Annotated in this window: 12 protein-coding genes; all 12 read left to right on the forward strand. The window is 55.1% G+C overall.

The annotated features are described in order from the left end of the window. The first annotated feature begins 4 nt into the window (after positions 1-4). The 12 genes from KGZ92_04450 (at position 5) to mraY (ending at position 13,350) form a co-directional block, all read left to right on the forward strand. Positions 5-1,153 carry a molybdopterin molybdotransferase MoeA gene (locus tag KGZ92_04450; protein MBS3888535.1) on the forward strand — a complete coding sequence of 383 codons (1,149 nt, stop codon included), beginning with the start codon at positions 5-7 and terminating at the stop codon, positions 1,151-1,153. Then, entirely contained in the window at positions 1,150-3,048 is a 1,899-nt protein-coding gene (locus KGZ92_04455; protein MBS3888536.1) for a molybdopterin biosynthesis protein, read from the forward strand. Before KGZ92_04450 ends, KGZ92_04455 begins: the two co-directional genes overlap by 4 nt. Continuing rightward, positions 3,038-3,976, forward strand: coding sequence for a GTP 3',8-cyclase MoaA (gene moaA, locus KGZ92_04460; protein ID MBS3888537.1), 939 nt, complete (start codon positions 3,038-3,040; stop codon positions 3,974-3,976). The genes KGZ92_04455 and moaA overlap by 11 nt, the downstream gene beginning before the upstream one ends. Positions 3,977-3,982: 6 nt before the next feature. After that, complete coding sequence (moaC, locus tag KGZ92_04465; GenBank protein MBS3888538.1) at positions 3,983-4,474, forward strand: cyclic pyranopterin monophosphate synthase MoaC; 492 nt, start codon at positions 3,983-3,985, stop codon at positions 4,472-4,474. Further along, complete coding sequence (locus KGZ92_04470) at positions 4,459-5,403, forward strand: molybdenum cofactor biosynthesis protein (GenBank protein MBS3888539.1); 945 nt, start codon at positions 4,459-4,461, stop codon at positions 5,401-5,403. Before moaC ends, KGZ92_04470 begins: the two co-directional genes overlap by 16 nt. Positions 5,404-5,648: 245 nt before the next feature. After that, positions 5,649-6,077, forward strand: a complete 429-nt coding sequence (gene mraZ / locus KGZ92_04475; GenBank protein ID MBS3888540.1) for a division/cell wall cluster transcriptional repressor MraZ — start codon at positions 5,649-5,651, stop codon at positions 6,075-6,077. Between the two features lie 15 nt (positions 6,078-6,092). Beyond that, positions 6,093-7,031: a 16S rRNA (cytosine(1402)-N(4))-methyltransferase RsmH gene (gene rsmH, locus KGZ92_04480; GenBank protein ID MBS3888541.1), complete on the forward strand. Its 939-nt coding sequence runs from the start codon at positions 6,093-6,095 to the stop codon at positions 7,029-7,031. A 19-nt stretch (positions 7,032-7,050) separates the two neighbouring features. Continuing rightward, positions 7,051-7,422 (forward strand): septum formation initiator family protein, encoded by a 372-nt coding sequence (locus KGZ92_04485; GenBank protein MBS3888542.1) that lies wholly within the window; start codon positions 7,051-7,053, stop codon positions 7,420-7,422. 23 nt (positions 7,423-7,445) lie between these two features. Beyond that, positions 7,446-9,524: a PASTA domain-containing protein gene (locus KGZ92_04490; protein MBS3888543.1), complete on the forward strand. Its 2,079-nt coding sequence runs from the start codon at positions 7,446-7,448 to the stop codon at positions 9,522-9,524. 17 nt (positions 9,525-9,541) lie between these two features. Next, positions 9,542-11,017 carry a UDP-N-acetylmuramoyl-L-alanyl-D-glutamate--2,6-diaminopimelate ligase gene (locus KGZ92_04495; protein MBS3888544.1) on the forward strand — a complete coding sequence of 492 codons (1,476 nt, stop codon included), beginning with the start codon at positions 9,542-9,544 and terminating at the stop codon, positions 11,015-11,017. Further along, positions 11,010-12,368, forward strand: coding sequence for a UDP-N-acetylmuramoyl-tripeptide--D-alanyl-D-alanine ligase (locus KGZ92_04500; protein ID MBS3888545.1), 1,359 nt, complete (start codon positions 11,010-11,012; stop codon positions 12,366-12,368). Before KGZ92_04495 ends, KGZ92_04500 begins: the two co-directional genes overlap by 8 nt. Beyond that, positions 12,361-13,350 carry a phospho-N-acetylmuramoyl-pentapeptide-transferase gene (gene mraY, locus KGZ92_04505; GenBank protein ID MBS3888546.1) on the forward strand — a complete coding sequence of 330 codons (990 nt, stop codon included), beginning with the start codon at positions 12,361-12,363 and terminating at the stop codon, positions 13,348-13,350. The genes KGZ92_04500 and mraY overlap by 8 nt, the downstream gene beginning before the upstream one ends.

The raw sequence follows: 13,350 nt of genomic DNA on the forward strand, positions 1-13,350 counted from the left end.
GGATTTGGTCAAAAAACATATCACCATCTCTGATAAAAGCGTATTGACCCCCCTAACGGAGCTTGTTGGCAGCATCATCGGCGAGGATGTGTACGCGCCCTGCCCTGTGCCTCACTTTAGGCGCTCTACTATGGACGGCTATGCTGTAGTTGCTGCGGACACCCATGGGGCGAGCGAGTCGTTGCCGGCCATGCTGCACCTTAGTGATTCCAAGTTACCCATGTGTGAGCGCGTATACACCGGCGACCTTGTTCGCGAGGCTTTTGACGCGGTGATGATGCTTGAGTATGCAGAGGAGCTTCTCGATGGCACCGTTCTTCTGTCACGCCCTATCGCCGCGGGAGACAACATTATGGGCGTGGGCGAGGACATAGCGGCAAACAGTCTGGCCCTTGGTCAAGGGGGACAAGCGACCTCGCACGATGTTGGTGTCTTGGCGGCCCTCGGTAAGACTGGCGTTAAGACGCGTGATTTTCGTGTCGGCATTATCTCGACCGGCAACGAGATAGTCCCTTATGAGTGCCTTCCGCAGGTAGGACAGATGAGGGACATCAATTCGCCTCTCTTGACGAGTCTCTTTCAGACAGCAGGTTTCAGGGTGCAGTACTATGGTATTTTTCGTGATGATGAAGTGTCGTTGACGAAAGCTCTGGCCATGGCCTTGGAACAAACAGATGCCGTCGTGCTTTCTGGCGGTAGTTCTGCTGGGGCACTCGATTTTACGGAGCGAGCCGTGAACAACCTCGGTCTGCCGGGCGTGCTTGTGCATGGGCTGGCAGTGAAACCTGGTAAACCAACAATTCTTGGCGCAGTACGAGGCAGACTCGTGGTGGGCCTGCCAGGCCACCCTCTGTCTTGCGCCGTCATGGCGCACATGGTAGCGCTGCCCTTGTTGCGCTTTGCGGCGGGGGCCAAGGCCTCGATGCCTATGTACGCGAGTGTCGTGCTTGCGCGACCCCTGGCCAGCTTGCCCGGACGCAGGGACTTTATCCCCTGTCGCCTCTCTGGTCAAGAAGCATGGCCACAACAGTCAAAGTCAGCGGCCATTCAAGTTCTGGCTGCTTCGCAAGGTTTGCTGGTGGTGCCTGAGGAGTGTGAAGGATACAGTGCCGGCACAACGGTCAATGTGCGGCTTTGGGGAGGTTCAGTGTGAGACAGCGCTACTTAAATAGTGTTTCCAAGGAAGTTGCCTTGAAGATGTGGCTGGAGTCATTCCCCTTGAGAGCGTTAGAAGGCGAAGTGGTGGCGACGAACAAGTCGCTTGGCCGCGTCACGGCGCGTCCCGTGCGCGCGGTGCAGTCATCACCGCACTATGCCGCCTCGGCTATGGACGGGATTGCCGTCTTGGCGAGGGACACCGTTCATGCGGCTCCTCTGCGACCCGTAAGGCTCGAAATAGGCCTCAACTGCTCTGTCGTTGATACAGGCGACCCCCTGCCGCAGGGTAGCGACGCGGTCATTATGATTGAGAATGTAGTGATCGAGGGCACTAGTTGCTACATAGAGCAGAGCGTAGCGCCCTTCACTAATGTGCGCCCTGTGGGCGAAGACATTGTAGCGGGGGAGATACTGCTGCCACGTTTTCGGCACATCACGCCCGTGGACATGGGTGCGCTCTTGGCAGCAGGTGTGGGCGAGGTGGCCGTCTTGGCTAAGCCGCGCGTGACAATCATACCCACAGGGGATGAAATGGTGCCGCCCGGTAGTGTCCTCAAGCAAGGGGATATAGTTGAATATAATTCCGCCATCATTAGCGGCGAAGTAGAGCTTTGGGGAGGCCAACCTATAGTTTTAGCACCTGTTGCTGATGATGCGAAACTCCTCAGTAAGGCTGTAGAAGAGGCCGCCACTCATAGCGATATCATCCTCATTATCGCCGGTTCTTCCACTGGCCGGGGAGATTTTACGGTAGAGGTCTTAGAAAAAATAGGGACTGTCTTGGTGCACGGGGTGGCCATGCGGCCAGGTAAGCCGGTAATTTTAGCCAAAGTGGGTAGTGCGCCGGTAGTGGGACTGCCTGGATACCCTGTGTCCATGCACCTTTGTCTCGAGACCTTTGTCAAGCCCCTGCTTTTTTCCTACAACCGCCAGCCCCTGCCCTCGTCTGTACAAGTAGAGGGAGTTTTGACCCGTCGCCTAGTATCGCCTTTCGGTGTCGAAGAGCAGGTTAGGGTTCAGGCAGGATGCGTGGGGGGGCAGGTCATTGTCACGCCGCTAGGGCGTGGCGCGGGCGTTGTTTCCTCATTGATGCGTGCCGATGGCTTGGTCACTGTGCCTGCTCAGTCGGAGGGCTTGGCCGAGGGGGAAGTGGTGAGTGTTACTCTTAGGAGACCGCCCGCGACTATCAATGATACCTTGGTATGTATCGGTAGCCACGACCTAGCCCTCGACGTGCTGGCGGATATACTGCGCGTTTCAGAAGATATGCACTTGCAGACGAGCCATGTGGGAAGCATGGGTGGGCTACTTTCTCTAAAACGCAATTTTGCCCATCTTGCTACTACTCATCTCCTAGATGAAACTAGCGGCAAGTACAATATTGACGTTGTCAGGCGACTCTTTCCGGATGAGGACATGGTTATTGTAAATCTCGTGGAGCGGTGGCAGGGTTTCATTCATCGCTGGGAGCGAGCCATTAGTGGCTGGCAGGACCTCACCAAGGGCAGGTTTGTCAATCGCCAGAGGGGTGCAGGTACTCGCGCCTTGCTAGACTACCACCTAAAGCTACAAGGCATAGAGCCCCGCGATATCGAAGGCTACGGCCGCGAAGAGAGCACTCACCTTGCTGTGGCCTGTGCGGTGGATGCAGGTAGCGCCGACGTAGGTCTAGGTATTTTATCAGCGGCAGAGAATTTTGGGCTGTCATTTACGCCACTGTGCTTGGAGCAGTTTGATATCGTTTTACGGCGCGATTCCCTCTCTGACCCTCGCGTTGTGGCACTGTTAAGGGTAGTTCGCTCGCCCGAGTTTGCTGCCCGTGTCGGAGAGCTTGGTGGGTATGAAACCAAAATGAGCGGAGAGGTAGTGTGGTCGACGCATGCGAGATAAGGCGGGGCGCGTTATAGACTACCTCAGGCTCTCTATCACCGAGGAATGCGATTTGCGCTGTCGTTACTGCCAGCCAGAGGGAGAAATTACTTACCCTGCGGAGCTTACTCTTGACGACTTTCTCTTCGTTATTCGGGTGGCCAGCACGCTTGGCATCAGGAGGGTGCGCCTTACGGGTGGCGAGCCTCTGCGCAGGGCGGGCTTGCCAGATTTTATCCAAAGCGTCGCGGCTATCCCTGGCATTGACGATGTTTCTCTGACCACAAACGGGGTCTTGTTGGCGGAAATGGCGACAGTTCTCAAAGACAAAGGGCTCAATCGGGTCAATATCAGCCTAGATTCGCTACAGCCGGAGCGCTATGCTTACATGACGCGCGGTGGTGTGCTGCACAAGGTTTTGGCGGGTGTTACGGCCGCTCTTTCGGCTAAACTCACGCCCGTCAAAATTAACTGTGTCGTTATCCGTGGCTTTAACGACGACGAAGTCGAGGCTTTTGCTGCACTCACTTGGCGACAAGACATCGCCGTGCGCTTCCTTGAGCTGATGTCCTTTGGCGAAGGCAGTAACTTTGCCCCCGAGGCCTTAGTTCCGATACAAGAGATAAAGAAGAGACTAGGGCCCCTCATAGCGGCAGAAGAGGTTGGGGCAGGGCCGGCAAAGGTTTTTCGTTTCCCCGGCGCGCAGGGGACACTAGGCTTTATAAGTGGTACCAGCGAGTATTTTTGTCGCGGCTGCAATAGATTACGCATTACGGCGCAGGGTAAGGTCCGCTCATGTCTCTTTGCCGATGCCGAGGGTGACATTAGAGAATTAATCGTCACCAGACGAGAAGAAGCGCTGCGCAGGGCCTTAGAGCAGGCGGTAACCACCAAGCCAGAGCGAGAAAAAAGCATCGACAATCGCCGCATGGCAGAGATAGGGGGCTAGACTTAGTTGTTAACGCATATCGATGAGGCAGGAAGAGCCTCCATGGTAGATGTATCGGCCAAGGCCGCCACTAGGCGTGTCGCTACAGCCCGCGCTTCGGTGTGTATGAGAAAAGAGACGATGGCGCTTATCTTAAGCGGGCAAGTTCCCAAGGGAGATGTCTTAGCTGCCCTGCGTCTAGCAGGTATCATGGCGGCCAAAAAGACTCCCGAGCTGATTTTTCTTTGCCATCCCCTGCGCATTTCGACGGTTAGGGTAGAGGCGCGTGAGGCGTCCCCCTGCGAACTAGAAATTATATCTGAAGTAGTGGCCTTTGATAGTACTGGGGTCGAAATGGAAGCCTTGACCGCGGTAACAGTGGCAGCGCTTACCGTGGTTGATATGTGCAAGGCGGTTGATAAAGGCTTAATAATACAAAATGTTCATTTGCTATCAAAATTTGGTGGCAAAAGTGGGGACTTTGTCTGGGGAGGTGAAAATCCATGCGCGGAAAGATAGAGGCAGTTTCCACTAGCCCAAGTAAAGGTATGCGCAAAGTTCCGCAACCTGTAGCTACGTTGTTGGCAGGACAGGGCGTGGCAGGAGATGCCCATGCTGGTTTTTCGCATCGGCAGGTTAGTCTCTTGGCAGTGGAGAGTATTCGCAAGATGCAGGCTATGGGAGTAGCCGTAACAGCGGGAGACTTTGCGGAGAACATTACCCTCAGTGCCATAGACTTGTCGCGGGTGTCCGTAGGCACTCGACTGACTCTAGGCGGCTCCGCCGTACTCTCTATCACGCAACTAGGAAAAGAATGTCATGAACGTTGTGCCATTTATTATCAAGCGGGTGACTGTGTGATGCCCCGCGAGGGGGTTTTCGCCGAGGTGCTACGTGGCGGTCAAGTCATGCCCGGTGATTCGGTAATCGTGTGGCCGAAGCTACAAGTCTTAGTGATTACTCTAAGCGATCGGTGCGCACGAGGGGAGACACAAGACGAGAGTGGCCCCGCTATAGCGAACGAGCTCACCCTGCTAGGTGCCACAGTGCAAGCAACTCTTCTCGCCGATGATTACGATCAACTTGTGCAGCAATTGCGATCCGCTTGTGACTGCGGCGACTTCGATGTCGTGCTTACCACAGGGGGGACAGGGCTCGCCCCGCGCGACATAACTCCTGAAGCAACATTAGCGGTGGTAGAGCGTGAGGTGCCCGGCATGGCAGAAGCCATGCGAGCTCTTAGCCTTAGTAAAACCCCCATGGCTATGCTCAGCCGGGCCGTAGTCGGGGTGCGCAAGAGGACCATGATCATCAATCTACCCGGGAGTAAGAAGGGGGCACTAGAGTGCCTCGGCATTGTGCTCCCCGTCTTGCCTCATGCGCAAGAAGTGATGCGCGGCCATAGCCTAGACTGTGGCCGTAGCCACAGTACTCGACTGTGGCCGTAGCCACAGTACTCGACTGTGGCCGTAGCCACAGTACTCGACTGTGGCCGTAGCCACAGTACTCGACTGTGGCCGTAGCCACAGTCTAGTAGACTGATAAACAAACGCAGACTTGCGGCGCGGACCTAAGGGTTCGCGCTTTTTTTGTAAAAAGAAAAAAATATTTTCGCCGCAGAGAAGGAACAGCACCTTGAGGGGAGAATAATAGTGGGTGAAAGTGGTGCATTGTGGTGGAAGGGGGCAAGACAGTGTTTTTAGGGCAACATGAACATAGCGTTGACGACAAAGGCAGGCTGTTCTTGCCCGCTAAATTTCGCGAACGTTTGGGCTCTCCCTTTGTGGTGACGAAAGGTTTAGATGGCTGTCTCTTTATCTATCCCTTGCGAGAATGGGAAGTTATCTCGCAGCGTTTGCAAGAAATGACGACTTCCCGCAGTGATGCACGGGCGTTCACGCGGCTCTTCTTCTCTGGTGCCGCCGAGCTCGATTTCGACAAACAAGGACGCATTAATATCCCAGAACCACTGCGGCAACATGCCATGCTAGCTAAAGATGCTGTAGTCATCGGAGCCGGACGGAGAGTTGAAGTGTGGAGTGCCGCCTCTTGGCAGGACTACTCTAGTAATGCACTCAAAAACTACGAACAAGTGGCGGAAGAACTGGAGACCATACTCTAAAGGACGGTGGGGAGCATTAACGCGCATGTACCTGTTCTACTGGAGGAGTCCGTAAGGGCTCTCGACCTACGTAAAGGCGAGGTAGTGCTAGATTGTACCTTTGGCCGTGGTGGTCACACGCGGCGTTTTCTTGAGGCAGTTGGGCCTACTGGCTTGGTGTTGGGCCTTGATGTAGATAGTGCCGCCCTCTTAGCCGCTAAGGAGATTACAGCCCCAAATTTTCGTTTCGTGGCCCTGAATTTTCGCAACTTAGATATAGCCCTGCGCACAGCTGGTATAGAAGAAGTGGACAAGGTGTTTTTTGACCTCGGTGTCTCTAGCCCTCAGTTAGACGAGGCGGCACGGGGTTTCTCTTACAGGACAGAGGCGCCTCTAGATATGCGCCTAGACAAGGATCTCGTGACGAGTGCAGAAGAGCTCTTGCAGCAGAGTAGCGAAGGGGAGCTAGCACAAATTCTTTGGGATTTTGGGGAGGAACGCTGGGCCAAACGAATTGCTTCCTTTATTGTGCTGGCGCGAGCCAAGGCTCCCATCAAGACGACCCTAGAGTTAGTGGAGATTATTAAGGCGGCTGTGCCCAAGGCGGTGCGGCAAGCCGAAGATCAGCATCCGGCCCGCCGTACTTTTCAGGCTCTGCGCATTGCCGTAAACGACGAGTTAGGTGCCCTCAAAGAAGGTTTAGAAAAAGGCCTGGTGGCGCTTAAAAATGGCGGAAGACTCGGCTGCATTGCCTTTCACTCTCTCGAGGACCGCATAGTGAAGCAATTTATGATTCACCATGCACGTGAGTGTCTGTGTCCGCAGGGCCTACCGCAGTGCGTGTGTAATCACCGACCACAAGTCAAGTTAATTACTAAGAAGCCCCTGGTGCCTACGCCAGACGAAGTGCGTGACAACCCCCGCAGTCGCAGTGCGCACTTGCGAGTGATCGAGAAATTGCCTAGGTTCTATTAAGCTGAGGGAGTGAATAACTGTGATACCAGCAAGAAAGCCTCTGCCTCTTGCTCCAGAACCCATATTAGAGAGAAGACGGCTTCCCGCCAAGAGGAGCAAAACTTCTCTCCTGCCGCGCTTTGTCAGGCGTGCCGCCTTGACACTGGCGATATGCGGCTTGTTGTTTGGCTACTCAGTGCATCGCCACGCGCAAATCGCTAGTTCGGAGCGAGATATCGCTCATTTGACAGCAGAGATCGCTGAAATGGAAGCTCAGAATGCCAAGCTGCAGATAGAGGTGCTGGCATTATCATCCCTACCGCGCCTTGAGCGCGTGGCACGCCAAGAGCTAGGCATGATGAACCCCCAAGGCAGGCAGATTATTTTGGTCGGAGTGACTGGTGGCAACTAGGTGCGACAAAGGGGGGCGAATGAGTGTCTACTCCCATGGGTATGAAGCTTAGGGTAGCTAATTTGTTAGTGCTTTTCATCCTAGGCTGCGTGGTCTTGGTCTTGCGACTTGGTTTTCTGCAGTTTGTTCGTGGGCCCGAATTAGAGAGGTGGGCCATGGCACAATGGAGCAGGGATGTGGCTGTCTCACCTAGCCGCGGCGTTATCTATGATCGCAACCTGAGACCTCTTGCCGTCAGTGCTAATGCTGACACCTTGGTCGCACTCCCTGCCAAAATTGAGAATCCGGATGAAACTGCTGCCAAATTGGCTGCAGTTCTTGGTATTTCTCCGGAAGTGATTCATCGCGGCATTACGCGGCGTCTTGACCAAGTGTATATCGCGCGCCAGATCTCCCGCGAGCAGGCGGCGGCGGTGCGGGCTCTAAATTTGCCCGGCATTGACTTCAAAATTGAAACAGATCGCTACTATCCAAATGCTAATTTGGCTAGTCACCTACTAGGCTTTGTGGGTATAGATAACCAGGGGCTGGGTGGGCTGGAGCATAAGTATGATGCCACCCTGCGCGGTACTCCGGGTGAAGTTAGAAATCCTGCCGATGGCCGAAGAAACCCCCTGCAAAACGTAAGCCCTGAATATGTGCCGCCAGTGCCCGGCCAGAGCATCGTCCTGACCATTGATGAAGTCATACAACATATAGTGGAAAGAGAACTTGATGCTGCCATGACGCGTCACCAGGCCACCGCGGCTCTCGCTGTGGCCATGAATCCCCAAACGGGTGAAATCCTCGCCATGGCCAATCGCCCCGACTTTGACCCTAATGCCTTTAACCGCTACACTGAGGCCTTGTGGCGTAACACCGCCGTCAGTGACAGCTTTGAGCCTGGTTCCACTTTCAAGGTTGTCACGGCCGCAGCTGCCTTGAACGAGGGCGTTGTGAACGAGGAAGACCGTTTTTTTTGTACGGGCTCTGTTTCTGTAGCGGGCGTTAGGCTCGGTTGTTGGCGGGCTGGCGGGCATGGCAGTCAGAATTTCGCCGAGGTGTTTTGGCAGTCTTGCAACCCAGGTTTTGTCGATGTCGGCATGAAGCTAGGCCGAGAAACTCTCCAGGCCTACATCGACAAATTTGGCTTCGGCAGACGCACCGGCATTGATCTGCCTGGGGAAGCGCCTGGCGTTATGTTTCGGCGGATGGGGCCGGTCGAACTAGCGACGACAAGTTTCGGCCAAGGTCCTGCAGTGACCGCCTTGCAGCAAGTAGTGGCGCTCTCGGCCGCTGTCAATGGGGGCATAGTATATCGTCCCCGCCTTGTTAAGGAGATTAGAGACCAACAAGGTGTTGTGGTGCAAACGTTTCCTAAGGAAGTTGTAGGGCAAGCTATAACTGCCGATACTTCGGCGAGAGTACGCACGCTGCTCGAAGGAGCGGTGCTCTATGGGTCAGGACGAAATGCCTTTATAGAGGGCCAAAGAGTAGGCGGCAAGACCGGTACAGCCCAGATGGTTAGGGCGGGCGGGGGCTACTATGATGGCAGATACATCGCCTCATTCATCGGCATGGCACCCGCAGACGACCCCTCGATAGCCTTGCTAGTGATTGTAAGGGATCCACAGGGGCCCTATGGTTACTATGGTAGCCAAGTTGCCGCACCCGCTTTTCGGGCTATGATGGTTGATATTTTGCGCTACCTGAACGTAGAGCCCCACAGTGGGGGTTCGGTTTTGGCCGAGCCTGCTCTCGTTACGGTGCCAGAGCTACGGGGTCTTAGTACTACGGCTGCTCTTGCCCATCTCCGCGACCTTGGGTTAAACTTACGTATGGAGAAGGTGGGCGATCGTGTCATTTCGCAAACGCCTACGCCGGGGGCCGCAGTTTCTGTGGGGACAACGGTCATCGTTGAACTAGGAACCGCACAAGATCCCCTGGGGCGAATCGTCGTTCCTGATGTGCGCGGTCTCTCCATGCGCGACGCCAGCCTTAAAATGTCCGCTGCGGGACTACGTATTGTGGTGACTGGGACGGGGCTGGCCGTAACTCAAGACCCACTTCCTGGAGAAGAAGTCGATATATCTACCATCGTAAGAGTCACTTTTCGCCCGTGAGAGAAGGAGTGGACAAGGTGCAATTTGACAGCCTGCTACAGGGGATTACAGCTATAGCACGCGAAGGCGATGCCGAGGTTGTGGGTGTCACCGACGTGTTACAACAAGTGCGCCCGGGGTACCTGTTTGTCGCCATCAAGGGGAAGCGGGTCGACGGGCATGATTTAGTAGCAGAGGCTCTGTCGCGCGGCGCAGTGGCAATTGTGTGCTCGCGGGGGGTGTCTTTGCCCATAGGCATCGCCTCTGCACAGGTTCCCGATACTAGGGTCGCCCTAGCTCATCTCGTTTCTAATTTTTATGGAACACCCGCCGCCAAGATGCGCATGGTAGGTGTTACTGGTACTAATGGTAAGACCACTACCTCTTTTCTTATACAGTCCATTTTGCGTGAGGCCGGCTTCAAGGTAGGGTTACTCGGCACCGTGCATGTAGACAATGGCGACTATGTAGAACCCGCGACCTTGACTACCCCCGATGCGCCTCTTCTGTATGCGAGCTTGGCGCGCATGGTCGAAAACGGGGTGGACCATGCCGTCATGGAGGTTTCTTCGCACTCGCTCGTACTCGGCCGTGTAGAGGCCATAGAGTACGACACGGCGGTATTTCTCAACCTCACCCAAGATCATCTTGATCTGCATGGAACTATGGAGGCGTACTTTGAGGCCAAGGCAGGGTTGTTTACACATCTAGGTAAGGTCGCCAAGAAAGCCCCCAAAACCGCGGTCATCAATCTAGATGACGCGTATGGTCAGCGCTTAGTAGGCCTGTGCGATAGCAAGGTGCTCACCTATGCCCTAGACCAAGCGGCTGACTTTTTTGCACGTGATGTGCGTGGGGACGCCAGCGGCGCCTCCTTTTGCCTGGTGACGCCTTCTGGCGAGTGCGAGGTAACCATTTCTACCCCAGGCCGGCATAGTATATATAATGCGCTGGCCGCAGCCGGAGCTGCATGGGCCGAAGGAGTCGAGCTGGCAGCTATAGCGCGGGGGCTGGCTCGGCCGACTGTGCCTGGCCGCATGGAGCGTGTGGACGCGGGGCAGCCTTTTGACGTCTTCATAGACTATGCCCATACTCCTGATGGTCTAGATAACGTCTTGCGGGCGGCGAGATCGTTCACGCGCCATCGTCTGATCGTAGTGTTTGGTTGTGGTGGGGATCGTGACCGAGGCAAGAGGCCTCTCATGGGTGAGATTGCGGCTCGTCTGGCCGACCTCGTTATTCTTACCTCAGATAATCCGCGTCGGGAAGAACCGACCTCTATTTTGCAGGAGATATTGTCTGGCATTACAGAGACCGACGCTCGCGAGAGAGTACTGGTGGAAGTTTCTCGGGCGGAAGCCATTCGTAAGGCCATTTTTATGGCCCGTCAAGGTGATGTTGTCCTTCTGGCGGGCAAGGGCCACGAGAACTACCAGATTTTTCGGGATGAAACCATTCACTTTGATGATCGCGAAGTGGCAAGCTTGGCCCTAGGAGAGATGAGCGATGCCTAAGTTATCTCTGTTGGCGCTCTGCGCGGCTGTCGATGGGGTTCTCATCGGCAGGGACTGCGAGCTCTCGGGAGCCGTGGCGGATCACAGGCAAGTTAAACCCGGCAACGTGTTCTTTGCCTTGCCAGGGGCGCGCCATGACGGGCATGACTATGTGGCAGAGGCCGTAAAACTTGGCGCAGCCGCGGCCATCGTCTCGCGCGGTGGTGAATACCCTTGCCCTGTAGTCATGGTGCCTGATACCAGAGAGGCGCTAGGTAGGATGGCCAGAGAGCACCTAGCCAGTAGCAGTGCCAAGGTGGTGGCCATCACAGGCAGTGTCGGCAAGACGAGTGTCAAAGAATTAACTGCAGCGGCTCTCGCTGGGACGATGAAGGTGTACCGTAGCCCGGGCAATTTTAATACCGAAGTAGGCCTGCCACTTAGCGTTCTCAATCATGTCGATGAAGAAGTCTTGGTGCTCGAGATGGGGATGCGCGGTTTGGGGCAGATTGCTGCCTTGACCGCAATTGCGCCCCCTGATGTCGTAATCATGACTAATGTCGGTGAAGCTCATATTGAACTTTTGGGTTCACGCGCGAACATTGCTCGTGCCAAGGGAGAAATTCTGCTCGGTATGAATGTAGGTGGCACCGCTATCTTGAATCGCGATGACGACTTCTATGACTTTCACCTGCTTTTGGCCACAGGACCGGTGCTTTCCGTAGGTTCTCATAAGGAAGCCGACTTGCGGCTTACCGAAGTGGTGATGGATGAAAAAGGGAATAGCCACTACACTCTCTGTAGCGGTACGGAAGCCTGGCAAGTACACACCCCCTGGCCAGGGCGTCACAATGCACAGAACTCAGCCATGGCCATTGCCGCCGCTGTTGTACTGGGCGTGGACATCGCGCAGGCCATAAAAGGGCTAGAAGCCTGTCAGATCGCCAGTCAGAGACTTGAAATACTCGTTGTGCCCCGTGGCTACACCCTCATCGACGATACCTACAATGCCAGCCCGTCCTCTGTGGTGGCGGCACTTTGCACCCTAGACGAATATGCTGGAGTGCGACGCAAAATTGCTGTGCTAGGCAGCATGTTTGAACTCGGCGAACGCTCGGCGGCCGCGCATCAAGAGGTGGGGGAAGTGGCAGCTAGGGTATGTGACCTAGTGCTGACTTTGGGCCGGGAGGCCGAAGAAGTAGCGCGGGTGGCAGAAGCTAGGGGCGTTCGCAGTATACACTGCGAAAGTGTTGCGCAAGTACTTCTGGTCTTGCAAAAAGAACTACAGCCTGGCGACGTAGTCTTAGTCAAGGGTTCGCGGGGCATGCAGATGGAGCGCATTGCTGACCTGTGCCGCAGAGGAGATGTTTAAGTTGCCGTACGAATTCTTACTAGCCTTTGCTCTGGCGCTTATCATGTCCTTAGCTCTCGGTAAGTTGGGCATACCACTCTTGCACCGGCTAAAGTTTGGCCAAGTGGTACGGAGCGACGGGCCTTCCTCGCATGCAACCAAACGAGGTACCCCCACCATGGGTGGAGTCATTTTCTTAATACCAGCCCTGCTCGTCACTTGGTGGTGGGGGGGGGCTGTTAGGCTTAGTTTTACCATGCTCGTAGTGATCGCCGTGTTTACTCTAGGCTTTGCGCTGGTCGGTCTGGCCGATGATGCTCTAAAAGTTGTATTCCGTCGCAGTCTTGGCTTGCTGGCTAGGCAAAAATTGTACTGGCAGACGGTTCTCACCGCGGCAGCAGCGCTCGTGCTCTACTCTGTCGGCCATAGCACTGTTCTAGTTATGCCCTTTGTGGGGTGGCGATTTGAGCTTGGCCTATTCTACTGGGCTTTTCTGCTCTTCATTGGGCTGGCCTTTAGCAATGCGGTCAATCTCACCGATGGTATCGATGGCTTGGCAGGGGGGACAATGATGTTCGCGTCGTTGGCCTACGTGGTCATTGGTCTGGTGACTGGGGTCCTTCCGGTGGTCATTTTTTCCTTGGCGCTTATGGGCGGCCTGCTAGGTTTCCTCTACTACAACCGTCATCCGGCGCGCGTGTTCATGGGCGATGTTGGTTCATTGGGACTCGGGGGGGCGTTTGTGTCCATGGGTGTGCTTACCGGGACTGAATTGCTGCTGCCCATTATTGGAGCGGTCTATGTGTGGAGCACCTTTTCCGTGACTTTACAGGTGGCCTTTTTTCGACTCACGGGGGGTAGAAGATTTTTTCGCATGGCGCCGTTTCATCACTCACTAGAGTTGCGGGGTTGGTCGGAGAGACGCATCGTCTTGGTTTACTATGCAGCCAGCGCTGTCTGTGCTTTGGCGGGAATTTTAGGATTGGCGGGAATGGGGGGATAA

It is taken from the genome of Bacillota bacterium (assembly GCA_018333655.1).
Lineage (GTDB): Bacteria > Bacillota > UBA994 > UBA994 > UBA994 > BS524.